At 37.1% G+C, this 25002-nt stretch carries 28 protein-coding genes; 3 read left to right on the top strand and 25 right to left on the bottom strand.

Annotated features, from left to right (window positions below; genetic code table 11):
• Positions 1-43 precede the first annotated feature (43 nt).
• The 22 genes from ABIB30_RS20040 to ABIB30_RS19935 all read right to left on the bottom strand — a co-directional run bounded on the left by ABIB30_RS20040 (position 44) and on the right by ABIB30_RS19935 (position 16829).
• Positions 44-436 carry a type I phosphomannose isomerase catalytic subunit gene (locus ABIB30_RS20040; protein ID WP_354304817.1) on the bottom strand — a complete coding sequence of 131 codons (393 nt, stop codon included), beginning with the start codon at positions 434-436 and terminating at the stop codon, positions 44-46.
• A 206-nt stretch (positions 437-642) separates the two neighbouring features.
• A complete protein-coding gene (locus tag ABIB30_RS20035) occupies positions 643-765 on the bottom strand; it encodes a hypothetical protein (RefSeq protein ID WP_354304816.1) in 123 nt (40 codons plus the stop codon).
• A gap of 20 nt (positions 766-785) precedes the next feature.
• Positions 786-1265, bottom strand: coding sequence for a hypothetical protein (locus ABIB30_RS20030; RefSeq protein WP_354304815.1), 480 nt, complete (start codon positions 1263-1265; stop codon positions 786-788).
• Between the two features lie 33 nt (positions 1266-1298).
• On the bottom strand, positions 1299-1778 hold the full coding sequence (locus ABIB30_RS20025) for a J domain-containing protein (protein WP_354304814.1): 480 nt from the start codon (positions 1776-1778) through the stop codon (positions 1299-1301).
• Positions 1779-1782: 4 nt separating this feature from the next.
• On the bottom strand, positions 1783-1956 hold the full coding sequence (locus tag ABIB30_RS20020) for a hypothetical protein (RefSeq protein WP_157262347.1): 174 nt from the start codon (positions 1954-1956) through the stop codon (positions 1783-1785).
• Positions 1957-2015: 59 nt separating this feature from the next.
• Positions 2016-2588, bottom strand: coding sequence for a hypothetical protein (locus tag ABIB30_RS20015; RefSeq protein ID WP_354304813.1), 573 nt, complete (start codon positions 2586-2588; stop codon positions 2016-2018).
• 555 nt (positions 2589-3143) lie between these two features.
• Positions 3144-3320: a BF3379 family histone-like protein gene (locus ABIB30_RS20010; protein ID WP_354304812.1), complete on the bottom strand. Its 177-nt coding sequence runs from the start codon at positions 3318-3320 to the stop codon at positions 3144-3146.
• A gap of 62 nt (positions 3321-3382) precedes the next feature.
• Positions 3383-4372 (bottom strand): hypothetical protein, encoded by a 990-nt coding sequence (locus ABIB30_RS20005; protein WP_354304811.1) that lies wholly within the window; start codon positions 4370-4372, stop codon positions 3383-3385.
• A 22-nt stretch (positions 4373-4394) separates the two neighbouring features.
• Positions 4395-5450 (bottom strand): hypothetical protein, encoded by a 1056-nt coding sequence (locus ABIB30_RS20000; protein ID WP_354304810.1) that lies wholly within the window; start codon positions 5448-5450, stop codon positions 4395-4397.
• Entirely contained in the window at positions 5451-6506 is a 1056-nt protein-coding gene (gene traM / locus ABIB30_RS19995) for a conjugative transposon protein TraM (protein WP_354304809.1), read from the bottom strand.
• Between the two features lie 26 nt (positions 6507-6532).
• Positions 6533-6748 (bottom strand): hypothetical protein, encoded by a 216-nt coding sequence (locus ABIB30_RS19990; protein ID WP_354304808.1) that lies wholly within the window; start codon positions 6746-6748, stop codon positions 6533-6535.
• Positions 6749-6751: 3 nt separating this feature from the next.
• Positions 6752-7369, bottom strand: coding sequence for a conjugative transposon protein TraK (gene traK, locus ABIB30_RS19985; protein ID WP_354304807.1), 618 nt, complete (start codon positions 7367-7369; stop codon positions 6752-6754).
• Positions 7370-7382: 13 nt separating this feature from the next.
• Positions 7383-8573 (bottom strand): conjugative transposon protein TraJ, encoded by a 1191-nt coding sequence (traJ, locus tag ABIB30_RS19980; RefSeq protein WP_354304806.1) that lies wholly within the window; start codon positions 8571-8573, stop codon positions 7383-7385.
• Between the two features lie 10 nt (positions 8574-8583).
• A complete protein-coding gene (locus tag ABIB30_RS19975) occupies positions 8584-9219 on the bottom strand; it encodes a TerB family tellurite resistance protein (protein WP_354304805.1) in 636 nt (211 codons plus the stop codon).
• Positions 9206-9859 carry a hypothetical protein gene (locus ABIB30_RS19970; RefSeq protein ID WP_354304804.1) on the bottom strand — a complete coding sequence of 218 codons (654 nt, stop codon included), beginning with the start codon at positions 9857-9859 and terminating at the stop codon, positions 9206-9208. The genes ABIB30_RS19975 and ABIB30_RS19970 overlap by 14 nt, the downstream gene beginning before the upstream one ends.
• Positions 9843-10526: a conjugal transfer protein TraI gene (locus ABIB30_RS19965; RefSeq protein WP_354304803.1), complete on the bottom strand. Its 684-nt coding sequence runs from the start codon at positions 10524-10526 to the stop codon at positions 9843-9845. Before ABIB30_RS19965 ends, ABIB30_RS19970 begins: the two co-directional genes overlap by 17 nt.
• A 101-nt stretch (positions 10527-10627) precedes the next feature.
• Positions 10628-13096: a TraG family conjugative transposon ATPase gene (locus ABIB30_RS19960; RefSeq protein WP_354304802.1), complete on the bottom strand. Its 2469-nt coding sequence runs from the start codon at positions 13094-13096 to the stop codon at positions 10628-10630.
• 1 nt (position 13097) lies between these two features.
• Positions 13098-13418: a DUF4133 domain-containing protein gene (locus ABIB30_RS19955; RefSeq protein WP_354304801.1), complete on the bottom strand. Its 321-nt coding sequence runs from the start codon at positions 13416-13418 to the stop codon at positions 13098-13100.
• 2 nt (positions 13419-13420) lie between these two features.
• A complete protein-coding gene (locus ABIB30_RS19950) occupies positions 13421-13753 on the bottom strand; it encodes a DUF4134 domain-containing protein (RefSeq protein WP_354304800.1) in 333 nt (110 codons plus the stop codon).
• A 52-nt stretch (positions 13754-13805) separates the two neighbouring features.
• Positions 13806-14324, bottom strand: a complete 519-nt coding sequence (locus ABIB30_RS19945; RefSeq protein ID WP_354304799.1) for a hypothetical protein — start codon at positions 14322-14324, stop codon at positions 13806-13808.
• A gap of 131 nt (positions 14325-14455) precedes the next feature.
• Entirely contained in the window at positions 14456-15310 is an 855-nt protein-coding gene (locus ABIB30_RS19940) for an RteC domain-containing protein (protein ID WP_354304798.1), read from the bottom strand.
• Positions 15311-15578: 268 nt separating this feature from the next.
• Positions 15579-16829 (bottom strand): hypothetical protein, encoded by a 1251-nt coding sequence (locus tag ABIB30_RS19935; RefSeq protein WP_354304797.1) that lies wholly within the window; start codon positions 16827-16829, stop codon positions 15579-15581.
• A gap of 395 nt (positions 16830-17224) precedes the next feature.
• Between ABIB30_RS19935 and ABIB30_RS19930 the strand changes: the two genes are divergently transcribed.
• The 3 genes from ABIB30_RS19930 (at position 17225) to ABIB30_RS19920 (ending at position 18849) form a co-directional block, all read left to right on the top strand.
• Complete coding sequence (locus tag ABIB30_RS19930) at positions 17225-17827, top strand: Crp/Fnr family transcriptional regulator (protein WP_354304796.1); 603 nt, start codon at positions 17225-17227, stop codon at positions 17825-17827.
• Positions 17828-18069: 242 nt separating this feature from the next.
• Positions 18070-18531 (top strand): MauE/DoxX family redox-associated membrane protein, encoded by a 462-nt coding sequence (locus ABIB30_RS19925; RefSeq protein WP_354304795.1) that lies wholly within the window; start codon positions 18070-18072, stop codon positions 18529-18531.
• 12 nt (positions 18532-18543) lie between these two features.
• The gene (locus ABIB30_RS19920) at positions 18544-18849 is read left to right on the top strand and encodes a hypothetical protein (RefSeq protein ID WP_354304794.1); all 306 of its coding nucleotides are present in this window, start codon (positions 18544-18546) and stop codon (positions 18847-18849) included.
• A 33-nt stretch (positions 18850-18882) separates the two neighbouring features.
• On the opposite strand, the gene ABIB30_RS19915 is transcribed toward ABIB30_RS19920, so the two are convergent.
• From ABIB30_RS19915 to ABIB30_RS19905, 3 genes are read right to left on the bottom strand one after another with little or no spacing between them, the layout of a single operon-like run.
• On the bottom strand, positions 18883-20244 hold the full coding sequence (locus ABIB30_RS19915; protein ID WP_354304793.1) for a TlpA family protein disulfide reductase: 1362 nt from the start codon (positions 20242-20244) through the stop codon (positions 18883-18885).
• Position 20245: 1 nt separating this feature from the next.
• The gene (locus tag ABIB30_RS19910) at positions 20246-21625 is read right to left on the bottom strand and encodes a RagB/SusD family nutrient uptake outer membrane protein (RefSeq protein ID WP_354304792.1); all 1380 of its coding nucleotides are present in this window, start codon (positions 21623-21625) and stop codon (positions 20246-20248) included.
• A gap of 18 nt (positions 21626-21643) precedes the next feature.
• Positions 21644-24850 (bottom strand): SusC/RagA family TonB-linked outer membrane protein, encoded by a 3207-nt coding sequence (locus ABIB30_RS19905; RefSeq protein WP_354304791.1) that lies wholly within the window; start codon positions 24848-24850, stop codon positions 21644-21646.
• Positions 24851-25002 lie beyond the last annotated feature (152 nt).

Below are 25002 nucleotides of genomic sequence, written 5' to 3'. Positions count from 1 at the left end.
CTCGTTAGTCCCGGATTTTAACCCAGCATAAATAAGGCTGTCTTTAGCAGTTTCTAAAACTACCCAGGCTTCTGTTTTCCCCTGTATCTCCGTGGGGAATATATTTTTTCTGATCGTCTGAAGGGTGTACCTGTACTGACAATACTTCTTTACAATCTAAAAATTTCAGCACCAAAGGAAATCGGTCAAATTGATCCTTTAAGTTCCCCATTATCTCATCAGGATACTCCTTCATTAGCTGAGTAATCGTATAATCACGTAATGGCCCTTCAGAAACTTTACTGGCATGATCCTTTCGATCACTTAGTATCCAAGCCTCACCGATAGGTTCGTCATTTGGCAATGGTTTAGAAAGCAGACTTTCTAATTTTCTACCACCCCATAAACGATACTGATAAATAGGATCGAACTTTAAAGGATATAATAAACTTTTCATGCAATGTAATAAGCTTATTTATTCGAAATAGTTTCAATTATTATAGGTTTCTAGCGGCACTCCCTTCCTGGATCTTAAATGTGCCTTTTATTCTTTAGAAACCTTCAATTCTTAAAACCTTAATTATCCCGTTGACAATTTTTTTTTTAGATATATTTCGGTTTGCACGTTTAACAATTTTTGAGGTATGTTCATTTGAATAATCTTCAAAACCTGAAGTCAGCATAAAACGTTTCGATGGCGTTTAGTAGTTTAGGAATTTCCTGTGGAAAAAATCCATGCAATAATTTGGCTTTATCTGTATTGGTATATTCATTTAATGCTTTCATGATAATAGGATTTTAAAAGATTAAAAGTGAATGATCAAGATGCGCTGGTCACGATCTTTATGACTCACCCAAACATGATCCCCACCTCTACCTGTTATAAATAGCTCGGAATAAGGCTCAACAAATACCTGGCAATCTGACAGTATACACTTTAGTATAAATTCAGAGTAAGTTTGACCATCCTTACCATTCATCTGAAAACAGTCCTCCCCTTCTTGATTCCAAAATGTTAGACAATGAACAATCTCATTTAATTGAATTGGCAAGGTTTCAGCTTCCAAGATTCCAACTAAAACTTTATCATAATCAACCTGTTTTGTTGTGCCTCGCAAAAAATAAACAGCGTTTGCCCTTGTCTTAGCATAACTATGGAGCGCGCAAAAGTCATGAGCTTTTTGAATTGATTCATTAAAAAAATCATTCGTATTTAAGAATATATTTAGTCCGTTATAGCTTATAATGCTATATCTAGATTCAGGGCTTTCGGATATAAATCTCATAATAATAGATTTTATGGGGGATTGCTCCCCCGGTTAAACATTAGCTATTTTTCGACGTTTATCAGCTTTTAAGACCTCAGAGCCATATTTTGAGCGGATTTCATCAAGAGATTTCTCGCCACGGCTAGAAACCTGATATTCTCCAGTACGGAAGTACCACGCTAATTTTTTGGAAGCAAAGAAAAAACCCGCATCTTTTAGGATAGCTTTCACTGGATACGTATTTCCAGTGACCCAAATCCAAAAGCCCACCAATTCAATATTGACATCCTCCAAATGAATGACCTTTTCAAGGGCCACACGGTATTCCTCAGAAAATTTAATTTCCTGTTCCGTTTTTTCATCCGAAAAATTAGCACCCTTAATTACCTTCGCACACGCAAAAGCATATTCTTTGTTGATCTCCTGCATAGTTACTGTATCGCCACCTAAATCCGGGTGGTGCTGTTTAGCTAACTTTTTATAAGTTGCTTTGACCTCGTCAAGTGTCTTACATTCATTAAACCATTTCATAACTTTAAGAATTAGGGATTACCGTTTCAAGAATCTGAGTTTCCAAAACCTTTACATTTTCAGTACTTCCAATTTTATAGCTCGTTTGGCTTTCCAGTTCTGTAATAGCTTTAAACAGGTTATCTGCCGTGGTTTCGACTTCAACGCGAACAACTAAAAACAAAGTGTACTTTTTCATAATCAGGAAATTTAAATGAATGAAGTAACGCCCCTGCACCCTGCAAGGGCGGTAAATAACTAAGCGGGAATAAAGATTTCGCTCTCAATTTCGCCCAATTTTTCAGTGCACAAATCGTAAACAGTTGTTGCTACAGCACGAATTATAAAGGAGTTTTTTGTTGTAAATTTCCGGCCATCATCGTCTTTTATTGTCAATTCACAACCCTGAAAATGATTGGTTCCGGTTTCTTCTGCATCATCCTGTTGTATGATTTCAAAGGCTTTCAGGTTATCAATGGTTTCTATCAATTTGCCCCGTTGACTGATCCGGCGGTTTAGATTTAAAACCAGTTCTACAGTAGAATCTAAATTACGTACGGGTTTACTCTCCTGCATATCCTCTTTGAGCTCTACTTTAGATGTTTCTTTAGGAACTTCGGTATTATTCGCTACCTGGTCATCTTGTTTTTTTTGCTGTTCTTCAACTATAACCATCAGTGGATTTTGAGGGTTCTCTACATTGTCAAAATCTTTGTTAGGTACAATTGCACTTTCTTTCGATGACAAGGAAGGGCGAATGGCTGTTTTTTCGGTAACGGCATCATTGTTTACTTTTCCTGTTGTTGCGGTGTTTTTTGCTGTAGTTTTCATGATAATATTTTTAAAAATGATTGATAAAAAAATGATTGATTTGCCTGGTTAAGGAGGTAAAATTTGCGGGAGCTGTATCAGCTCGGTGTTTTTCTGTGGGGGGCTTCTGCCTTTTTTTGTATTCATGGTACTACGGGTTAGAAAAATCAGTCGGCGGTAGCCTCCTGGCCTTTTGTTATCACCCGCGCCTTAATCAATACCCCATTTCTACAAGAATTTGTCAGAAAAAAATACGCTCTCCGAAGGAGAGGAAGATTTTTTTTTGCAAACCCGAAGGGTTCAATCTTTTAGAAATGAGGTATTGTTCAGACCTTTGTATCTCAAAAGGTTGGGGGAAATTTTCCCTGGACTTAAAGCGCTTAAGACGAGCTTAATTAACCGGGAAAAGAAAACAGCGCAATGGAAACACGCTATGTTGCAAGATCAATTTCATTGCAAACAGTGAAGAGAACTAAGGATGATCGAATTTGTGAAATGAAAAAAGGGGAAGGAGAATGAGCGGTAAATAAAAAAGCCTGACTGTTTCCAGTCAGGCCATAAATGATAAGTGTTTGGTTATTTGGAGTTTTTTTTGGCAGAAACTTCATTTCTAATGTCCTGTGCTAAAGTTTTACTCTTTTGTAAAGCAATACGTAACCTAGTGCCTGCTGTCTTGTTGCCTTTTGTAAAGAAAGCGTTAGCATCCTTTTCTAAGGATAATACCAATTCTTTTAATGCTCTGAAATTTTCCATGCTTGTAAATTTAAATGGGTCAATAATTATAACAATTTCGTTTAATCAGATCGGCTCCAACTTTAACGGCCGATACTCATCGCTTTATCGTGTTCTTTATTCTTAGATAGGTTTTTAGCTGTTAAATCAGCTTTAAGGTCTACAGGTTCTTTAAGGAATTTCTCACGCTTTTCATATGTACCTGATTCTGAGAAAAAGTTTAGATTATAAAACCTGGGTACAGGCTCAATAAAGACTTTGATGGCTTTACCTTCTTTTTCCACGGTCACCAAAGCCCGGTTTCCTTGTTTCAAAGAATCTTCCAGCTCTTTCCGGTTTTCTGGTTTTTCAAGTTCTTTAATATTAAATTCATCAAGTTTTTTACTAAGATCAAAACCATAATTTGGATCTCGCCATGCAGAAAATTGATAGTGCCCATTTTTTTTCCCGGATTCCATATCAAATTTGATCCATGCTTTATACGTTTCACCCCTACTGGCATCAAGCATATCATCCCGATAAATGGCCCTTCCCTGAATTAAATTAGCAGATTGTTCTTTTGTGAAACCTTTGCCCCTGTCTACACGGATAGTCTCGGTAATTGGCGGAGTACGAAAAGCGGTAGCGAATGTCTTATCAATAAAATTAATTTTACCTTTTTCCATACTGGCAAGTAACGAGCTTTTTTGAAAAGTTTCGCCCATGGATAATTTACTATTCCCTTCTTGTTCTTTAAAAAGGGCTATAGCATCTGCCCGATCGCCTACCTTTTTAAATTGTTGCTTTCCGTCCTTTTCCGGCAATGTTACAAAGAAGCTCTTACCCTCCTCCAGCGGTTGACCTTTGTGAAAGGAAATATCATATTTATTCAAAAAATAATAATCGGACTGGCTAGATTGTTTAAAGGGAAGGTCAAAGGTCACATACCCTTTTTCGGTAATATGGATGCCTTCTTTTAACTTAAATTCCGGTAAACCAGTTTTCATTTTTTCTTCCATGTCAGAAACTAGCATTTCACTGAAACCTAACTTTCTTAACTCCTCTTTGAGGTTTTCCAAATTGTTTAAATTCATATCTTTTTATGTTAAAATTGATTTAACGGATCATCGCAAGGCTTTGCCTTGGTGAGATGTCCTGTAATTTGATGAGTAGCTTAAATTTATTTTGAGCTTGTTTTTCTGGCTCTTTAATTTTCTCGACTATTGAAGTAAAGCTGATTGGTTTTTTATCCTGGTCGAAGAAATTCAAAGTTTTATGAGCAGGATCAGCATTCAGATAAAATTTACCTTTATCTGGAATTTCAAATGCTATTGTACTCCCCTGTTCTAAGCCCTTGCGGATGCTTTCCTTGGTTAACCCAAAACAATTGAGTTTGTCCGCATGCGCGATGATTTCTTTTTTCAGATCAAAATCATATAAAGGAGAATAGCTAATCAACTGGCTTTCCCCGTTAATTGTTTTCTCCTTAGTATCAACTTGAACCCAACGCTGACTTATAGTACCATCCGAGTTTTCATAGTCCTTATAAACAGGTCTGCCCTGCAATAAATTAACTGCTTCAATGACACTGATGTTATTTTCAATAGGTATCTTGCAGGTGATGGATTCCCCATTTTCAGGTATCAAAGTTGCCGTAAAGCCATTGTAGTGATAACTACCAAATCTGTCTTTTTCTAAATGGATGTTAACCTTTAACTTACTGTTGTCATTTAATTTGTTTAAGGATTCGACATCAATTTTAGGGCTCTCAAAATCTAGTTTGTTATCCAGTTTACCCGTGAATGAACTGAGTCCGGCCTTTTTCAATTCCGCCTGTAAGTACTCCAGATTTTCAGCACTATTTTTCTCGAACAGCCTTAGATGACCTGGTTTGTCAATTAATAAAGATTTGGCACGAACAAGAAGTCTAACGATCAAGTTGGGGTATAGCTTCCTCTGAAGATTAGACGTCACAGTTTTAATGACCTTCAAAAACAACTTCTCTTTATCGGAAGGATTTATGCTTATACGGTAGGCTCCTTTTGTGAGGAAATCGTATTTAAACATTAGCGTGTCTTTATTGTCAGTTATTCCAGTGAGTTCAGCAATTGCTTTTTGGTATTCTTCCCAATTTTTCCAGAGCTGCTCAGCCCGGTTGATTTGGCTGGCCATTTATCGTACTTTCAAATCGTTATTACGTAAAAGGATGGCTCTGCCTGCTTGAAGTTTAACCTTTACATTTCGTAACTTCTTACTCACCAAACCTTTTGCCGCTTCTATTCCAGCACCAGCGACTTGGGTAACGAGTGTTTGATCAAAACCAAAGCCCATCCCACGAATAGCATTATCAGTACCACTATTAAGTGCATCGCCAAACATCGCTTCAGGGGCATCAATACCAATCATCCCGTCTAAGCTATATACAGAAAGGTTTACTGGGATAATAGAAGTACCTAACCTGATCAGCTTGATATCCAATAATAAACGCTGGTTAACAATTTGGCAAGCCCCAAAAAGTGCATGACCTTTTGGGATCAACATACCGTTTATACGCATCGTGTCTTGTAGAATTACTTTAACGGTAGCGCCTTGTACTACTTTTTTATTGTCGGCAATTGTCGCTGGAATTGCTTTAAAGACACTGTCAATTACTACAGGCTGATTTTTGTATTTCTGCTGAATACGCTCAGGATGCTGAATATCCAGTATATTTTGCATCAGTCCATTAAGCTGAGTCATTTCAGGATCTTCGGTTTTATTATCCTGCATAGTCTTCATTAGGTTTTCCAACCGATCAACATCATTTTTAATCGATGATCCCTGTACACCTTGCTGAAATGAACTCGATTTGTAACCAGTTTCTACAGGCTTATTAATTTCTTTGTTCAATGCTTCGAGTTTTGCATTAATTTCTTTAGTCTGCGGCTGGGTTGATTCAGCGGTAAATCCCAAGCGTCCTCCAACGTCCTGAATACTACCAGATTTATTATAACCAGAAGAATCGTTATCTGCTAAGTCGTAGAAGTCCATTTTATCTTTTGGCTGATCCTTGTTGATATTTGCATCTGGTAAATTAGTATTCAGACCAGCTTTAGATGTCTGCTGGTTGAAGCCAAAAGCACTTTTACCACCGCCGAGGTAGGAAAATGTAAAAGCAAGTAAAGGGATAATCAAAACCGGGAGAAATAGTAATATTTTTCCTGTGGTCATTCGTTTTTTAGTTTCCATATAGCTTTTTTATGGTTAAAAATTTATTAATGAAAAGCACTGACAATAAGATAGAGGCAATAAGAACCGAATGCTGCTATGAATATGATCAAAGCGAATAAAAGGGTCTTGCTGCTTAACATGCTGGTCTTACTGTTTAAAAAATCAGCCCATTGCCGCTGCTTACCAAGCACCTTGTTAGAAATTTGTTCACTAAGCAAGTTCTGTTGTACAGCCCGTTTAGTTCTTTTAAAAAATTTCATAAATTAAAGTTTAGGGGGTAAGTCCATGTTTTCCAGAATCTCCCAATTTCGGATTAGAAATCCGTGTGGATTGTCATCCGTCTGATTTTTGATATCGTCAATAAAACCTTGGGTTACTAGCTTACGAAGCGTTGTACTGCTAGATCTGATTAACTTTTGAGTGGCATAACAAGTAAATTGATAGGGATATACGTTTACATCCAGTTTGATGCTATCCGGTGTAATTTCCTGGCTAATGTTAGCAGAAACGAGATTATTATAATAACCAGATTCCCGCAAATTGTCATACTGCTTTTTAGCTGATTCATCGGCTAAGTAAAGGGATTTATTGATCGATGCCCGGATTGCTTTATCGTCGGGACTTAGATCAAAAAAATAATGATGAAATGTCTTGACGTGATCCCGCAGCTCGACTGGTAGGTTGCTCTTTCTATCTGAAGCTACTGCTTCGAGTACTTTACCATTATACAATACAAATATCCTTTGATATGCTTTATCAATTATTCGGTTATTGTTATAAATGGTAAAGCAGATAGTAATTGCATTTGCAATTATTAAAAAGATACTGAATCTTTTAATGTGCTTGAAAGCAGTGTCGATATTCTTGAATTGGCTGAACATAATTTGGATTTAGTTATTTGCCTGAAAGTTTGTCTTTAAAGTAATCCTGGCCTGATGCTTCGGCCATTCCATTAGCTAGATTTCTCCTTGCATCGTCAAAACGGTCAACGATCATCCCTGCTCCAGCACTGGCGCCCGCTAAACTTATTGCACTGACACCCTGCCCCATATTTAAAGATGTACCTGCCATTGAATTGACCTTGGTTAGAATGGAGTTTCCACCCCCTGCATGTATAATGAAATTGGCTACAGTTGGGACACATAGATATCCGGCAATTCCAATGATCAGAAACACCAGGTAAGCTGTATCTGCACTACTGAAAGACGTATCGCCAGATTTTTGTACTTCAGCGATATCCAGCCGGATCATATTTTGCTGTATTTTGCCTAAGATGGCTCCAAAGATGTTAGCTATAGGCAGCCATAAGAAAATATTGATGTATCTGGCAATCCACACAGAAAGTGAATGGTTGAGGCCATCAAAGACCGAAAACCCTAATACAAATGGGCCGAGAATGGCAAGGACAATGAGCATAAAAGTCCGGATCGTATTCAGGCAAAGCGAGGCTGCATAATAAACCACCTGTAAAACTTCACTTAAAAAAGTCTTAAATCCTTGCCGCATTTTGTAATCTTGCTTATCAAGCCAAAACCGCATATTATTCCCAATAGAAGCTAACCAACCCTCTTTGTCCCCCTTCTTGTCATCGGGATGGGTATATTTGTACCATTCTTTCCGATCTCCAAATCCATCTTCGCCAACAAGAAACTTCCATTTATCGGTTTTTTTCAATTCGAGTTCTTTTCGCTTTAAGAGAGCTTTTATAGTAACATCGCTCTTTTCTACCATAGAAGCTGTAGCTGAGATTGTAGGATTAAGTATCCCATTCATTACACCAAGAACTGACGGATAAAGAAGAATAGCAAGACCAAGAGCGAAAGGACGCATTAAAGGATAAAAGTCTATTGCCTCGGCATTTGCAATGTTGCGCCAAACACGGTTACCAATAAAAAAGATGGCACCAAATCCAGCTATTCCTCTAGCCATAGAGGTAAGATCGGAACAAAGTGGGATCATTTCATAATAAACCCCATCTAAGACTTTTTGTAAACCGCCTACATATTCACCTACTCCCTGAGCCATTGAGCTGAAAGGCAATAAAAGTGATATGATCACAACTGTAAAGACTATTTTGTTTTTCATAATGTTAGATTTAAGGGTATAAATCCAGAGTCCCGGCAATGTCTTTTCTTTGAGATTCGCGCTGAAGCGAAAGTGAAAGTGCCTGGCTATTGAAATTTCGCAAGAAAATGAGCTTGTCTTCGGTATCTAAAAATATTTTATCGATTGCTCGCAGACGTTCATCATCACTCATTCTTAATTTTGAAGAGGTGATGATCATTGTCAGTTGATCAAGATTTTCCATGCTCTGATCAAATAGTTGCTTATAAACCCTACCCAAATACTCAATTTCCAAGGGGTTGAAATTATTAGTGCTTTTAAACTGCCTGAAAGCATTCTTATATTCTGAAAGAATACGCTTTTGATAGGTTATAATATCGACTACCCTACGGTATTTTTTCACTTCGGGGCTTACCAGCATTAACCCGTCAAGAAAAACTTCGTGTAAAGAGAAGTTACCCTGAGAAATATTTCTAATGGCGTTATAACCACCTGAAACAATAGAATATCCCTTTTTCATATCACTGAGGATATTTTTTAGCTGGCTTAATTTTTCTACGTTCAAAAGAAGTTGTTGTACCTCTGTAGATTGTGCACGGCCTTGTGATCCGATCACACAAAAGATCATAACAAGCACCATTTTGAGATTGGATTTAATTGATTTCATAATTCCTCCTGAGCTGATTGATCCATAATTGTTGTTGTTCTGATTGCCGGATAAGTGTACCTATCTGTCCTACAAAATCCATTGTAAAGGCATATTTGTCTATCATAGAATCATATAATTTATCCAGCCGCTTTAATCTTTCTTCATCCCTCATTTTTATCTTACCGGAAGTAATGATCAAAAGCAGTTCTTCCAGATCATTTCCACAATCTAGTATTACCTGAGCCTGAACATCGCTAACGTAGGATTGATTAGGAATAGAGAGTAGCTCATTATATTTTACCGATGCAAAGGCTTTACTGATACGGATCTGATAGTCGATTATTTCAACGACTTTGTAATTTTTACGAACGGCAGGGCTGACCAATTTTAGAGAGTTAATGAAAGCAGAATGCAGGTTAAACTCACCGCCGGTAATGTCCCTGACCGTTTGAAGCCCCGAACTGGCAATATCATACCCCTTTTTAGCGTAGCCTATATAAACTTGTAATGCGGCTATCTGTTCCAAGAGATATCTCTTTTGTGTCTTTTTCTGGTTAAAAAACTCGCCAAAGGTCTGGCCTTGGACTAATTGAACAGTAATCAGTATGATAAGGGCAACTGAAACTGAGATTTTCCAGAGGTTATTTTTCAATTCCATATATTTCTTTTAATTGAGCGGTTTCGTCCAACGAGGTAGCTCGCTGAATGCTTAAGGTTATATTTCCAGTATTAAACTGTTTAAGGTCGTTGTAATTATCGTCCATCTGATCGGCTGCCCTATTGATGACTTCGAGTCTTTCAGCATCAGACATCTGAGTTTTGAATGAGCTGATTACCATCAATATCTGATCTAGGTTTTTGATACTTTCGTCCAGTATACCGGAATACACCTTTTCCATATGATTCAATTCCTCGGCATTAAAATGCTTATCCTGCCGGAAGAGGTTCCATGCCCACTTATACTCGTCCACAATCGCAATCTGTTTCTGAGTGAGGTCTTTGATCCTTTTATAATAAGCGATAGAAGATTTAATCTTCCAAAGCTCGTCGTAGTACTCACTGTAAAGGTTTTTCTGTTTTGTCGTCCAGTCTGCGATCTCAGTTAGTTTTAATTTGGAAAGTTGGTTTTCTAACACCTTTTGGGCATTTTGAAGCCAAATAGTTTGATTCTGCAAGCGCTGAATTTTAAGATCAACTGCTTTAATTACTTTTTTTACTCCGGCCTTAATCACTTCAACAACCGCTATTTGGGCATCTGCATTTTGCGGCAAAGCAACAAATAATGTCATTGTACTGATAGGTAGGATGACCATATACTTCTTCATAAGTTTTATAATTTTCATGGTTATCAATTTTGTTTTTATATGTATGCTGACAGACGAGTCAGCATCTGTTCATTAAGATCTGATAAATCTGATTTTAGTAATTAAATACGTTTTCCATCCCTAATCTCCTGGGCTAGAATCCCTATTCCTTTTAGGATGCCCCCATACTTTGCAGCATATTCATGTACCAGTAGTTTTTCTCTTTCTTCGGTACTGTAGGCTAGATATTCTTCAATAGAAACTTCAGTGCGGTAGACTTTTGAATGGCCGTTACCCAACGAGATAAAAACCTCCTTATACTTCCGGGCAGGATCATTGGCTTTATTGAGGGATAATACCTGTGCTTTTTCCTTGTCGGTTAAGCCAAGTAACTCTTGGATAATCTCAAATTTGTTCTCGTATTTACTTTGATCCAGTAAGATTTTACAATCACTATTATTAATGATTGTATTTTTCACAATTGGCGAACTGATGATATCTTCAATCTCCTGAGTTACCACAATTGGTTCTCCATAGAACTTCCGCATGGTTTTGAATAAATAGCGGATATACTCAGCAGTTCCGGGTTTTATGATTGCTTTCCAACATTCCTCGATGAGCATTATTTTGCGAATACCTTTAAGCTTACGCATCTTGGAGATCACAAGCTCCATAATGACCATAACGGTCACGCCAAATAAAATGGGATGATCCTTCAAATTGTCCAGTTCAAAGACTATGAATCTTTCATGGAGCATATCCAAGTTCTCGGTTGCATTCAGTAAATAATCAAATTCACCACCTTTATAGTAAGGATTGAGAACATACAAGAAATTACCAATGTCAAAATCTTTCTCTTTAACTTTTCCGTTCTCCAACACCTTCATATATTCGAACATTAAGTACTCATAGAAGCTATTGAAGCAGGGGAATACATCTGGGTTCTTTTCTAAATGGGCTAAATAAAGAGTTAAGGCATTGGATATGGCGACATATTCAGAACGGCGATAAGGTTCATCATCTTTTTTCCACAGTGCCAAGAGAAGTGTTTTAATGCTCTCCCGTTTCTCTGTATCCATCATGTCCCCGTCTGCCAGATAGAAAGGGTTAAATTTTATCGGATCTTCCTCTGTATAAGTAAAATAGCACCCTCCTACTAGTTCACATAGCCCCCTGTAGCTGTGTCCAATGTCCATCACCACTACGTGAGAACCTTGTTCATAATAACTTCTAAGCATATGATTGAGCAGAAAACTCTTTCCAGAACCGCTTGCGCCAAGGCAGAATTTTGATCTATTATTTATCCAACCAAGATCGAACGGCTCATTACTGATATCAACGTTTATAGGATTCCCGGTTAGGCGATCACCAAACCGAATACCATATTGACTAACTGATGATCTGTAGTTGGTTTCCAGATTAAAGAAGCAGGTAGATTGTTCTAAAAACGTGTCGAATGTATCATTCATGGGAAAATCCGCTTCATTTCCTGGTAATCCTGCAAACCATATTTGTGGCTGTCCGTCCGTTTCCTGTTTTGCAACTGCATCCATTTGAGCCATTGCTGAAGAGACAAGATTTTTTAAGTCCTTTGCCTTTGCCGGATTGTCAGACCAAGCCATCACATTAAAATGAGCTTTTACAGGCAATCTACCCGAAGCAATAGCTTCATTTAAAAAGTCATTCGTAGCGTCACGGTTGATCGAATTTTCCCGCGAATAGGCTGATAAGGATTGAAGTCTTAGTTTTTTTGACTCCAATCGTTTAATAGTTTTCTGCGCATCTTCGATAAACACATATTGGTTAAGGATATGATTACAGTTTAGTAGCGCCCCCAATGGACTGGCAAAACCGATACTAAATTTAGTACGATCAGTAGAATACTTATCATAATTGATACGGCTTCCACATAAGGCAGGCAGGTCTTCGGTGTCTGAAAGAGAATAGACTTCTACTTTTTTATCACCCACATGAATGCCATCTTTGATATGAACATCACGAATAACTGGCATTTGTTCCTTGCCCAATAAAAAACAGTAACGTTCGATTATGCCCGCTTTATTAGCTGTACCAGCAAGCTCATCGTCATAAAGCCTTTGTAGGGACACAAACCCACTATCTTTTAAAACACTTTCAAATTGGCCTGTGGCATCCAAAAAATCCCCAATCAAAACAGGATCAATGGTTTGAACAGGCACAATGGTCTTACGCAAGATATTACTGTAAACAGAGCTGGAAAGTTTTCTTCCTGCTGGTTTCTTAGTTAAATAGATAAAGCATTCATGCTCCAGGAATGGTCTTTCATTAAAGAATTTCTCGCTGGACTTGGTTAAAAAGCTTTGATCGTCTTTTTGAAAATCTGCCTTATAATTTGTTTCAGTAAACCAATCTTGTTTATGAAAAATGCTATGCTGCGGCAGGAGTTTAATAGCCCTGGTTAATGCCTGGTGATAGGTTTCGTAATCCCGTTCAGAAATGGTAAAAATCTCAGGCAAAGATGCTTTATAAACAATAGTGATGTCGCCGTGCGTGGAAAGAATACAGTTATTTTCCACTTTCCAAATCGGAAATATGTTTGATGCTTCTACCATATTATTGGTGTTTAAGTTGGGTAAAAAGTCTGCGTGATCGGAATTGGATGTGGGTAGGTAAGTTTCTTTTGGCAAGAAACTTCATTAAGCCATGTTCCCCGAAACGGTGGCTGAGACGGAAGACAGAGAAAAAAAGTGCTGATCCGAATATGCCAACTATGGGCATAAGGATAAGCAACCCAACCTTTAGAATATAACCGATTGCAAAACCAAGAAGTAATAAAACCAGGCCAATGGCTAAATATGCAATGTACTGCGCCTTTAGTCCTTTAAACATTATCGGCTTGGAAACGCCTTTATTAATTTGATATACGCTTGCCATGATCAGACTCCGAAAAAGGATTTCAAGACTGTGATGACAATGACAAGGAAAATACATGAACCAAACCATGCGGCTGCCACCTTGCTGGTATCCGGTTCTCCAGCGTTCCATTTGTTAAAAACCTTAACTGCACCAATGATGCCCATCACTGCTCCGATTGCGTACATTAATGTACCTCCAGTATCAAAATATCCTTTTACTTCTTCTGCGGCCTTTTGTATGCCTGCTTTCCCACTCTGAGCTGATACGGTAAAAGCATACATTAAGTTATATATACAAATAGTAAAGCCCAATAACAGAGTTTTTGCGAAATATTGTTTTTTTGAATTGATCATATGATTTTACATTAGCGATTGTGAGGATTGATTAAATGAATACCCGAAGGCATTAATACCAGATATCTTCGAGCTCCTTTGTGGTAATATGAAAGGATGCATGATCAATGATAAACTCGTTAATGCGGTGTAAATTGGGATCGGAAGTTATGCCCGGATAGTTCTCCCTGACAGCAGCTACCAGGTTAAGAAAATCATGTTTGTTACCGTCTTCTTTGGCAAGGATGCCGAATATTACCTTGATCTCTTCCAGGACATCACTGACAAGACCGAGCCTGTCCTGCTTTTCATCATCACTGACAAAAGAAACCTCATCAATGCTCACTTTGGACATTCCATCAGGAAGTTTGGATTTACCCATAAGCTCAGGTTCATCATCATTACTGAGCACATCTACGTTTTTGTCCCATTTGTGATCAAGTGGATGATCTTCTTCATCAGGTGAAGACTTTCCATTCAGGAGGTCTTTTAATTGTTTTGGGTAATAGATCAGGACTACACCGATATACCAGACGATTGTCAGTACCAGGGTTGCAACAAGAAATTGTTGCCATGTAAATTGTTGTAACATAATTTTCGCTTTAAATCCGAAGTACCATTACCCGGATTTAAAGCAAATTTTGTCATGTGGCAGATTCTTAATTGACAACCTGTTAGGTAGTCCCCATAAATAAATCTGTTCAATGGACGGTACAAGGGGACTTAATCTTTCGAATTTGGGCGAAAGGCATCCTCGTCATCTATCTTTTTATTAATGGACTTGGCCATTTCATCCAGATACTTTGTTCTACTAAGCCTTTTACGTTGTTTGATTTCCGAAAATCGCCGATACGGTCTGCCAATATTTACATTAAAGACTTTCTCAAATTTGCGTACCAAGTCAGCAAGACCTATTTTTCCATTATTGATCTGAGCGGTCTGGTAAATCCCATAAGCCATTTCCAAGAGGTTAATACTTTCACCAGTCCATGTCGTATCAATATCATCACCCTGAAAAGGATGGAAATCAACACCTGTAATCGCTGTTTCCAAATAACGGGCAATTTGTTCTGTTGCCATTATTCGGGCATATATATAGTCCCCGGCAGTAGAAAACCGTTCATCCTGATCCACACGAATTTTGCATAACCATCTTGGCGCAGCAACCCCACGAATAAATAATTGGCGATCGAGGTAATCGTCCTCAGACCGGTAATAGGCGTAAATTTGCCTGTTACTTTCGAAAAACCTCTTGATGGTTTTAAGTTCACTTTCATAATATCCCTTTAAATGTAGCGCACCACCTTCAGGTTTATCAATCTCCAAACGTTCAACAAGGCTGTAGAAGATTACCAGGCTGCTGAATTTAGGCTTAACCACCTTAAAAAAGTTAATCTCTTCTTCCTGAGAAGTAAATAAATAATCAAGTACTTTTTCCTTTAGTAAAGAGAGAAAAGTAGATGCTGTTTGCACACGCAATTTCCTTTGGCCTGTGATCGATTGATCTGACGAATTATCAATTTCTTCCAGTGCAATACGTTCCATTTTGTCGAGTTCTTCTGCAATTTCTTTGATCATAATAATAAGTTTAAGGTTTAAAAAAGAAGATCAAAGTGGAATAAATTAACTCACTAAAAAAGTGACATAGATGACATCCCAAAAATGTAACATTGGGGCTTATTCCTATGGGAACATAGCAACATCAACGTTTATACCTGACACTTTTAGTCCGTCATTTTTATTTTTATAACAAAAAAAGTGTGACTTTCTCCTTAAAAAAGGCAAAAATCACACTTTCGATTAAGATACTTTATCCCCAAATACAACAATTCCGACAAACCAAAAATTATAGATCGAAAAATTCTAATAGGTAAGGCACGGTTAACATTCCAAAAAACCAAAATTTCAAACAATTTGTAAAATGAGTGTCGATGTAGGTGATCATCGCAACGAGCCAAAACCGTACTTTTTTTACGATCCTGGCAGGTACTACTTTATTCATGCTAAATACATTTCTCATATATTGAGCAGAAGGATTGTTAGAGCGATCTGTTTTAATGTGGTTGGCGACGAAACTATACAGATTTGCTTTGTACCTGACTTTAATGAAACGAACTGCGAGCATTACTCTAATCAGAAAAAACAACTCTTCAATTGTTATGCTGACTGAAAAATAAAAATTTGATCCTCGTTTCTCTAAAGGGAAAGGTATCATAACAGCTTTCATTTTGGAAATTATCTCAAGTTCCCTATGGATAAAACCTGAAATTGATTCCAGAATGGTCGGCACTTCAGAATTGAAACCAGTTTTATTCTCAGGTCTAATGTTATCCGTCATTTTCAATAATACCAACCATTCCATTTCCTGGTCTTCATAGGGCATATCTGGACTTACAATAGTAACAGCATATTCTAAGAAAAATTCATAAAAAGGTAGTGGATTAAAGTTTTGCCCAATCAAAAACTTAATCAGCTTTATTGTTTCCCAATCTTTTAATTGCTCAATAAAGACAACCAGCTCTTCAACTAAGTGTTGCATGTAGTGGAATTGACTCCAGCATTTGACTTTATTGTTTTCAGGATTGTGAAGACCAAACAGGTAACTATCCAAAGTCAATATGAGTTCAGGTTCAAGATGTTTGACCTGTAATTTGTGAATTATTGTTTTATGAACGGCGATAGCCTCTTTATTATTATAGACCAACCAAAGCGGAAGAATGCCATTTAAGTTAAAATGGATTGCGTAGTTATTAAATAAATCCTCCAAAGTCTTTACGACCAGTAGTCCTATTTCTTTGAGGCAATCCCGTAACTCTAATCGACAATGATTACCACATGGTTCTAATTGCTGATGGAGATGATAGATATCATTTGAAAAGTCAGTTAGGGAATTTTGTGCCATTTTAACCACAATGGCTAGTTTGCCAAAACTACTCTTTTCTTTTAATCTGGATTCCAGGTCACAGCTGATTTCAGACCAAATGCTAAATAACACAGCTTTTCCCTTTCGCCCTTCGGAATCATTCAGGCAACAATTTTCTTTCAGCTCAGAGATAACCTTCATAAAGGCATCTGCTTGAATAAATCCAGCAATCACTTGTGTTTTCCTTTCTTGTTCCTAACCTACTGCACATTGCCGATAACTAAATAAAGGCTATCAAGTACCTGAATTTCAACAGCATGCAATAACTATAGTAAATATCACAATAAAGTGAGAAAATAAATAATTTATTTTTGTCACCCTAAAACGGGGTTTGAGGACTGTTAGAGCGCCATTTTAAGCCAATGTTACACATTTCGCAAAGTAAAGTGTCATGCAAATTGATGATTAAAATTTTGTTTATTGCCGTTGTTAAGGAAATTTCTTGAACAAATTGAACAAAATGAACTTTATTAAACAGTGAAACCGATGAAAGTTTTTTCAAGAAAATAATGACTACTATGAATTTATAGGAAGGTCAAATTACCAAAGGGCATTTTTACTTTAGGTAAATGATAGAAGAAGAAATGACTAACCAAGCATATAAAATATTATTGGAGGAATTTGAAAAGTACTATCCCCAAATCTCCCCCGGCTTTATAATAAAAGTCCAGGAAAAGTTATATGAGGTCGACTATAAAAAGGGAACACGAGTTTTAAGTTACAATCAGAAACAGGATTCCGGCTTGTTTATATATAAAGGTGCTGCAATAGAATTGTTTGTTGATCCAGTTACGCTCGAAGAGACTACGACAAATTTTTGGTTTGAAAGGGATTTTCCTTATACAACTCCGGGGCTGTTCAGCAGGGAGCCATCCCAAAGCTATATTATGCTCATGGAGGATACGCACTTCGTTGGAATACGTTTTGCAGATTTTACCGAGCTCAAAAATGAATTTCCAGATGTTGAATTTTTAACTGAAAACATTAGAGGTCATTATGACCGACTTCGACTACAGTACTTAGCGGACTTCAGATATCCAGCATATGACCGGGTAAAAAAACTAGAGAAATCATACCCAGGCATTTATAATAGACTAGAAATTCAACATATAGCCCAATATCTTAAAATCAGCGTCAAAACTTTAAGCAGGATACGTAATATCAAAAGTTAAGAATCAAAACGCCGATCGGACATTTGCTCCCATTTTCCGCCTCAAATGTCCGATCAATTTACCTTAAATGTCCGATGCATTCCTTCATTTACTAACGAACTTTAATTCATGATTAAGATTTGAAATTTGTTAAAAAAGAAAGGAGGTTCAGTGACAAAGACAAAATTAAGAGGTAAAACAGATTACGCATCTGTTATTGAGAAATCCCAATAATATAATTCAACTTTTAAATTTAAGCAACTATGGAAAGCTCGGTAACCAGGATCAAGTCATTCAGACTTTCAAATTCAGCAAGAGAACTAGCAGTTCTTGGCATTTGTTTGATCAGTATGTTTTTATTTTTGTTTTCAGCCTATGAAAAGCTCTTAGATCACCAACGGTTCTATCATGGTTTATCACGGGTGTCACTAATTGGATCAAAAGCAGAAATAATATCGTATGCAGTTCCATTACTGGAAGTTTCAATATCAATACTTCTAATCATCCCAAAGACACAAAGGAAGGGATTGTATGGTTTTGTCGCCTTAATGGGAATATTTACGCTTTACATATTTGGCATGTTGCTTTGGGCACCTGATCTTCCCTGTCATTGTAATTTAATAGTTGAGAAATTGAGTTGGGGACAACACATCTGGTTTAACCTTGTTTTTTTAGGTTTAGCCATACTTGGTCTCCTACTTAACAAACCGAATATAAAATCTTAAAAACTTACGAACATGAAAAATTTTCAAAAATTAGCTTTGGGCTTGGTGGTAGCTGTAATGGCCATTGGGTTTAGTGCATTTACTAGTGCAAAAAATGCAACAATTGTAACATATTATAAAACCAATTTGTCTACTCCTGCAAATAATCCAGCGGGATATCAGTTTTATAGTAGTGACAGATGTCAAGATGGTGGCTCTCTTTGTTCTTCAAGATGGGATATAGGTTCAAATCCGGCTCCAACAGTTGATGGTGCTGCACTTCCTAGCTCTGGAGTAACTTATCAGTCGGGGTCAACTGAGCCCGGACATTTTCAATAAAATAAAAGCGTCCAGCAAATGCCGGACGCTTTTTTACCTATCTTTAAATACTAATATATCCGCTATGGCTGGTTTGATTTTCAATTTAAGGCCATACTTTTCAAGTGCCTTATTTACTTCCTTAAGATTAGTCATATCACATTTCAACTCCAAATCAACATTACCAGTGATTCCACTTTCATCTATAATTGGCATTTCTGACATCTGAAAATAGTATCCACCTAAACGGTTAAAAAATCTACTGAAATTACCATTTGACAATTTATAATTATATCTATCGTAACTTTCTTCTGTCTTAGATCGTGTATTTCGTAACAACTTGATGCTTCCGATCTTTTCAAGAACTAAGCATTCATCTAACAAACGTTTTTCAAGCACTACATTGATTCCAATCGGTATACCGAAATATTTATCAAGGTCTGCCTTTATCCATTGAAATTTAACTTGTAGACTATCATGATTGAACATTTTTGGCCAGACGAACTCATAACACTTCCCGTTTTTTATAAGGAAATCCCGATATTCCTCTCCCCAAGAATTATTCCTGATCTTATCTAGTTTCGCTGTATCTTTTATTTCATACCTTATTCGCTTATCTGCTCCGATCCCCAAATTTATTTTTCCGTAATAAAGTAGTACATATAGGTTTGAATATAGATTGGATATTGAAACGTTTGCAGAGTAATAATGGGTGGTATCGAACTTGTTTATACTCTTTAATCCATGGATATATTGTGTTGCAATGGATTGCCCCTCTAAAATTCCTCGGTTCAACACAACCTGCGAGGTCGTTTGGTCATCTAATATTTGATTATAATGAAGGTTGAATATCGGTCTATTTGATTCCAGGCTTATATGCTTTTCATCAGTTCTCATTTTTAAGCCTGAAATATTGTCCTCCAATGCTTTAGTAATATTGGCGGCTGTTATTTCGGCTTGAGAGGTTTTTGCTATAATTTTTCCATTTGCATTAATCCAAATGTAATAAGGAAGCGCACCGTAATCAAATAGCTTCCTTACAGTTCGATCATTGTATGCCGTCATAATTTTGATATGCTGAGACTTAAAAAAATGTGCAGCAAAACTGCTGACCCTTTCGAATGTTTCATCAGTGATCGGCAAAAATTGAACCTTATCCCTAAATTCACTTTGGAGGCTATCCATCTTGGGAATATTAGCCACGCAAGGACTACACCATGTGCCCCAAAAATCAAGGATCAATAATTTCCCTTTAAAGTCCGAAATGTTAGTGGTAGATACTTTGAAGTTCAGCATGTGTGGGATTGAAACATTCGGCATGTCGTCCCCGATATTCAATTTTTTTTGTTGAGCAGCTAATCGATTAGCAAAGCAAAACATCAGTGAAAAAATGCAAGTTAAAATGTTTACTTTCATATTACCGTTGATTTTGTTGTATTCCACTTAACCTGATTTCAATATTATCAATAGGAAACACATATTTTGGATCATCTGGTGTCAGCGTATAGGCCTGGCCGTTTAATAATCGAGTAAGCGTCACTTTATACCTGTTATCTTTATTTAAGCGACGAAGGTCTGACCAACGAATACCTCTATAAACCAGTTCTTTTCTTCTTTCCAAAAGTATTTTCGTTAGAACTATTGTAGGATCAGCCTCAGTAAATTCTGAATAAACACCGAAGGTTCTATTTTTCAATACCAGATTTAAGTCATCTAGAGCTTTATTAATAGCACTTTGGCGGACATTCGCTTCCGCCCGGATAAAATATATTTCATCTGTTGCAAGACCACCAAACAGATTTTTATCTCCATTGTAACTGCCCTTATAGGTAATACCCCCACTAGCCTTATTTGTAAAGTAAACGGACCTTCGAATGTCATTCATAGCATATGAGGAATAAAGTGCACTGTCAACTATCAATGTTGAGCTACTAAAAATCCCATATGAAAAAATACTTTGAAATATTACTTCGGAGTTAAACCTCGAGATAGGAAAGCTATTGGCAGAGTTTAAAGAAGCGTAGTTTAACAAATCAGGTTGTATCTGCAAAGCGGAATCCGCATAAAGCCCCGCTTCTTTATATATCGACATGGAGAGATAAGTTCTTGCAAGCAAAGCATAAACTGCCTGCTTGGAAGGTCGTGTTTTATATAAAGGTGTGGTAGTAAGTAGATGTACAGCCTTTTTCAGATCGCCAATGATCTGGTCGTATGTCTGCTGAAGCGTACTGCGCGTTGCAGGAATATTGATGTCGTACTCCAGTCTTAAAGGAATTCCAAGCTCTTTTCCGGCGGTGGCTTGATCATAACTTTTACAAAACTCCTGAGATAAATTAAAAAAGTCAAATGCGCGAAAAAACAACGCACTCCCCTTTACATTGTTCCAAGCCGCTTGTTCTTGAACTGAGGGTTTAACTTTACCAATACCATCAAGTACCACATTTGAATTAAGAATCCTTGTATAAGAATTTGTCCAATCTGGACTAGCTTCACCTTTATAGAAGTCCACAGTATTCTCCCATATATAGGATGATTTCTCAGCGGTATTATAAAGGGTTTGCCAAGAAGAATATAAAATATTAAAATCACCAGCGGCAATTTCTCCCATACCTACGCCCTGCGATTTGTTGAATGTTTGAAAAGTATTATCAAGTAGTGCTTGATAATCTTTAATATTCGTTGGGATGACAAGCGATTTATCTGGTTTTACATCCAACCAGTCTTTTTTACACGATGAGCAAACACCAATTAATAAGAGTATTATCGTTATTTTTTGAAAAAATGTCCTTGTTTCCATGATGTTAATATTAAATATTTAAAAATTAGTTTTAAGTCCGAATGAGATAGTTCGGATTGATGGAAATAATTGGCTATCACCATTATAAGGAATAGCATCAGGATCTAATCCGACATGATTCGCCTTCCAGATGATCCATAAATTGTTAGCATATATGTAAAGCCTGAGTTGCTTAACAGGAAGCTTATTCCAAACTGTGCGATCGAGATCGAAGCTCAAACTGATATCCTGCAGTCTGATATGATCGCCTCTTTGCACTGTTGCAGATGATCCGTTATAAAATTGATCTCTATAACCAGAATCTGTATATGCCGCCATTGAAGGAACATTGGTAATAGATTCATCACCAGCTTTTTGCCAACGTCGATCGAAATCATTATTCATATTTTGATTGATACCTAGTTGGTACATACCATAGTAGTTTACCGAAGGCTTTCTAAAATAGTAACCCAACTTGTAACTAATATTAAATGATAGTGTCAGCTTTTTAAACGAAACCAAATTATTCAATCCTCCAAACACAGTTGGACGAGCAGGACCACTATATTCCAATTCATCAGGAGTCGTATTGTTTATAATAGCTCCGTAGTCTTTGCTTACCTGCATATTCAGATAACCACGTGGATCGCCATTGATAGGGTCAAGACCCGCCCATTTATAGCTATAAATACCATACACAGGATTACCAACTACAGGATTAAAATTATAACTCCCCGTATAATTTACGCTGTTAGGATCAATAACGTCGTAGCGAGTTACCTTGTCCTTTGTAGCGGAAAATAAAAAAGTGGTTGTCCACCCGACCACACCTTCTAAGTTTCTTGATGTGAGGGAAAAATCGAGTCCTTCAGCCTTCATATCTGAATAATTACCTCTGAGTGTTGAAATACCAGTATTGGCCGCAAAAGGCTTGTCGCCTAGTAGATCAGTACCTCTTTTTCGGTAATATTCAAGAGTTCCTGTAATGTTACGGTCTTTCAGGCCAAAGTCAATTCCAAGATTTGTGATTTCTATTTTTTCCCATTTCAGATCTGGGTTACCAATATTAATAATATTCGCATAAGTTTGATTAGTATAGGTAGCACCTACTGGGCTATATTTGAAGGTGGTGATCCCAGTATTATTCTTATCTAGATTACCATTATAACCGTGTGAAAGTCTTATTTTTAAATCTTGCAGCCAACCCATTTGGTAAAAAGATTCTCTGCTGATATTCCACAAAATACCAACAGACCAAAGCGGGACGTTTTTCTGGTTAGTTTTCACACCAAAGTAATTTGATCCATCGATCCTTGCACTACCAGACAAAGTATATTTACTATCGTAAGTATAAGCAGCATTGACAAAGGAGGAACGGATTCTGTCAAGCCTACTTGTTATACCAGAATAGGTATTTATTGAACCTTCACCAGAAGGATTAAGGTTAAACGATCCAGTACCATCTACCTGAATCGAGGTTCCAAGATCATCATTGTAGCCATAATAATTCGCGCTATTAGTCTGAGTTGTAAATTGTGAAATCTCATATCCGGCAATCGCAGAAAGTGAACTTTTTGCCCATTCTCTTTCATATCCAAATTGCCCACGCATATTATTACTTTCAGATCCTGTATTGGAATGGCGAAGAATGCCACCAAGCGGAATATTATAGCCTGTTACTTTGTTAGCATTAACTATCGAATATCGATTTATCAGATCCCTAGTTTGGTAACTTTCAGGACTTTGATAAAATCTTCCAACATTGTCTGCTTGTTGATATTGATATTTGACTTCCGCACTTAACCCGGTAATGATCTTGTATTTTAAACCAATATTGATCCGCGTATCTGTAATCTTTGAAGTAGCAGGCGACGCTCCAAGTTCATTTAAAGGAATGTATGACCAATCCAGAAAGCCATTTTTGAGTGCCTGCTCTTTATAAACATCATTCACTGTTCTACCCAGTATTAACGGAATTCCGTCAGCATCTGTAAATCTCTGGTAAGGCAAATAATTATAGGAGTTTAGACTAGTAAGTGTATTGTCATTATTAATATTTGACTTCACATAATATAACCCAGCACTCAATTCCAAGTTTTTAAAGGGTTTGAAAGTATTCTGAGTATTTAAAGTAATTCTATCGTTTTCATTATTGACGAAGCTAGTAAGGGTTTTGTCGAAGCCGGATGAGAAGTAATAACTTATCTTATCTGTACTGCCACTGAAAGAAAGTGAATACTGCTGCGCTACAGATTTTTGATAAAAATATTTAAGCTCTTCAGCTCTTATGTCGTTTGCTCGAAGTGAATTCAACTGTTGTTCAGCAATACTAGAGTTTAATAATCCATTTTTTTGCTTATTCAGGATCTGAATGACAGGCGAAACAACCGGATAGTTAGTCATATCGCCCAGGAGTACATCATATCTACCATTTTTGAATAAAAAAGCTTCTATATCTATATAATCTGAGGATGATATAAAATTAGGATTGTAAAATAAATTGGGTCTTTCAGATATAGTAATATTTGAGTTTAATGAGATATTTATGGGTTGTCCCATTTTCCCTCTTTTGGTCGTAATGACGATAACTCCATTTCCCGCTTTAACTCCCCAAATGGATGCGGCAGCTGCATCCTTTAAGATGGTAATACTGGCTACATCATTTGGGTTAAGCGTATTTAAATCTCCATTAAACGGAAAGTTATCGACAACAATTAAGGGCTGGTCATTTGCAAAAATAGTACTCCTTCCTCTTATCGAAAGATCAGCAGACCCAGTGGCGGAAGATGTCGCATTCTTATTAAATATTAGACCACTGGTGATCCCATCTAATTTACTAATAATATTTGGCGCGACTCTGGCTTCGAACATTTGGGAATTGGGCTGAGCAAAACTTCCTGTAGCTCTTTCTTTCGCTATACTTTGATAGCCAGTGCTTAATATCGCTACTTCATTTAGTTCTCTATTACTTTTGTCTAAGACAACTTTAAAGAGTGCTAGGTATTTATTTTTATCTATACTGATTTCTACTGGTACATAGCCAACGTAAGTGACTTTTAAGACATCATTAAGAATGTGAGTTTTAAAAGTAAATGTTCCCTCTTTATCAGACGTAGTTTTTAGTCCAGCTGTCTTTAAGCTAACTGTAGCACCATTTACTGGTTTCCCATTGATGTCAAGAACCATCCCAGTAATTTCAGTGGTGAGTAGCTTTTGTCCATTGACGCCGAAATTTAGGCATAACACGGCCAAGACGATTAAAATCGTTAGTTTTTTCATGATTATAGTTTAGTTGATTAAGAAAATTTTAAAAAAGCATTTGAGCTGTTTTCCCACTAAACTGGTGGTTTAACGATGTTGTCAAACAATTGATGTTGAAACTTGTATTTTTTCCTGTT

It is taken from the genome of Pedobacter sp. UYP1 (assembly GCF_040547305.1).
Taxonomy (GTDB): Bacteria; Bacteroidota; Bacteroidia; order Sphingobacteriales; family Sphingobacteriaceae; genus Pedobacter.
This window is presented reverse-complemented; position numbering and strand designations above follow the sequence as displayed.

What these genes read in the sequence shown, in the direction of transcription:
- ABIB30_RS20010 (WP_354304812.1), bottom strand. Translation starts at nt 3,320, where the DNA reads ATGGAAAATTTCAGAGCATTAAAAGAATTGGTATTATCCTTAGAAAAG.
- traM (WP_354304809.1), bottom strand. Translation starts at nt 6,506, where the DNA reads ATGGAAACTAAAAAACGAATGACCACAGGAAAAATATTACTATTTCTC.
- ABIB30_RS19915 (WP_354304793.1), bottom strand. Translation starts at nt 20,244, where the DNA reads ATGAAAGTAAACATTTTAACTTGCATTTTTTCACTGATGTTTTGCTTT.
- ABIB30_RS19920 (WP_354304794.1), top strand. Translation starts at nt 18,544, where the DNA reads ATGAAAAATTTTCAAAAATTAGCTTTGGGCTTGGTGGTAGCTGTAATG.
- ABIB30_RS20015 (WP_354304813.1), bottom strand. Translation starts at nt 2,588, where the DNA reads ATGAAAACTACAGCAAAAAACACCGCAACAACAGGAAAAGTAAACAAT.
- ABIB30_RS20020 (WP_157262347.1), bottom strand. Translation starts at nt 1,956, where the DNA reads ATGAAAAAGTACACTTTGTTTTTAGTTGTTCGCGTTGAAGTCGAAACC.
- ABIB30_RS19910 (WP_354304792.1), bottom strand. Translation starts at nt 21,625, where the DNA reads ATGGAAACAAGGACATTTTTTCAAAAAATAACGATAATACTCTTATTA.
- ABIB30_RS20040 (WP_354304817.1), bottom strand. Translation starts at nt 436, where the DNA reads ATGAAAAGTTTATTATATCCTTTAAAGTTCGATCCTATTTATCAGTAT.
- ABIB30_RS20000 (WP_354304810.1), bottom strand. Translation starts at nt 5,450, where the DNA reads ATGGCCAGCCAAATCAACCGGGCTGAGCAGCTCTGGAAAAATTGGGAA.
- ABIB30_RS19940 (WP_354304798.1), bottom strand. Translation starts at nt 15,310, where the DNA reads ATGATCAAAGAAATTGCAGAAGAACTCGACAAAATGGAACGTATTGCA.
- ABIB30_RS19990 (WP_354304808.1), bottom strand. Translation starts at nt 6,748, where the DNA reads ATGAAATTTTTTAAAAGAACTAAACGGGCTGTACAACAGAACTTGCTT.
- traK (WP_354304807.1), bottom strand. Translation starts at nt 7,369, where the DNA reads ATGTTCAGCCAATTCAAGAATATCGACACTGCTTTCAAGCACATTAAA.
- ABIB30_RS19975 (WP_354304805.1), bottom strand. Translation starts at nt 9,219, where the DNA reads ATGAAATCAATTAAATCCAATCTCAAAATGGTGCTTGTTATGATCTTT.
- traJ (WP_354304806.1), bottom strand. Translation starts at nt 8,573, where the DNA reads ATGAAAAACAAAATAGTCTTTACAGTTGTGATCATATCACTTTTATTG.
- ABIB30_RS19950 (WP_354304800.1), bottom strand. Translation starts at nt 13,753, where the DNA reads ATGATCAATTCAAAAAAACAATATTTCGCAAAAACTCTGTTATTGGGC.
- ABIB30_RS19955 (WP_354304801.1), bottom strand. Translation starts at nt 13,418, where the DNA reads ATGGCAAGCGTATATCAAATTAATAAAGGCGTTTCCAAGCCGATAATG.
- ABIB30_RS20035 (WP_354304816.1), bottom strand. Translation starts at nt 765, where the DNA reads ATGAAAGCATTAAATGAATATACCAATACAGATAAAGCCAAATTATTG.
- ABIB30_RS19945 (WP_354304799.1), bottom strand. Translation starts at nt 14,324, where the DNA reads ATGTTACAACAATTTACATGGCAACAATTTCTTGTTGCAACCCTGGTA.
- ABIB30_RS19965 (WP_354304803.1), bottom strand. Translation starts at nt 10,526, where the DNA reads ATGAAGAAGTATATGGTCATCCTACCTATCAGTACAATGACATTATTT.
- ABIB30_RS20030 (WP_354304815.1), bottom strand. Translation starts at nt 1,265, where the DNA reads ATGAGATTTATATCCGAAAGCCCTGAATCTAGATATAGCATTATAAGC.
- ABIB30_RS19960 (WP_354304802.1), bottom strand. Translation starts at nt 13,096, where the DNA reads ATGGTAGAAGCATCAAACATATTTCCGATTTGGAAAGTGGAAAATAAC.
- ABIB30_RS19970 (WP_354304804.1), bottom strand. Translation starts at nt 9,859, where the DNA reads ATGGAATTGAAAAATAACCTCTGGAAAATCTCAGTTTCAGTTGCCCTT.
- ABIB30_RS19925 (WP_354304795.1), top strand. Translation starts at nt 18,070, where the DNA reads ATGGAAAGCTCGGTAACCAGGATCAAGTCATTCAGACTTTCAAATTCA.
- ABIB30_RS20025 (WP_354304814.1), bottom strand. Translation starts at nt 1,778, where the DNA reads ATGAAATGGTTTAATGAATGTAAGACACTTGACGAGGTCAAAGCAACT.
- ABIB30_RS20005 (WP_354304811.1), bottom strand. Translation starts at nt 4,372, where the DNA reads ATGAATTTAAACAATTTGGAAAACCTCAAAGAGGAGTTAAGAAAGTTA.
- ABIB30_RS19930 (WP_354304796.1), top strand. Translation starts at nt 17,225, where the DNA reads ATGATAGAAGAAGAAATGACTAACCAAGCATATAAAATATTATTGGAG.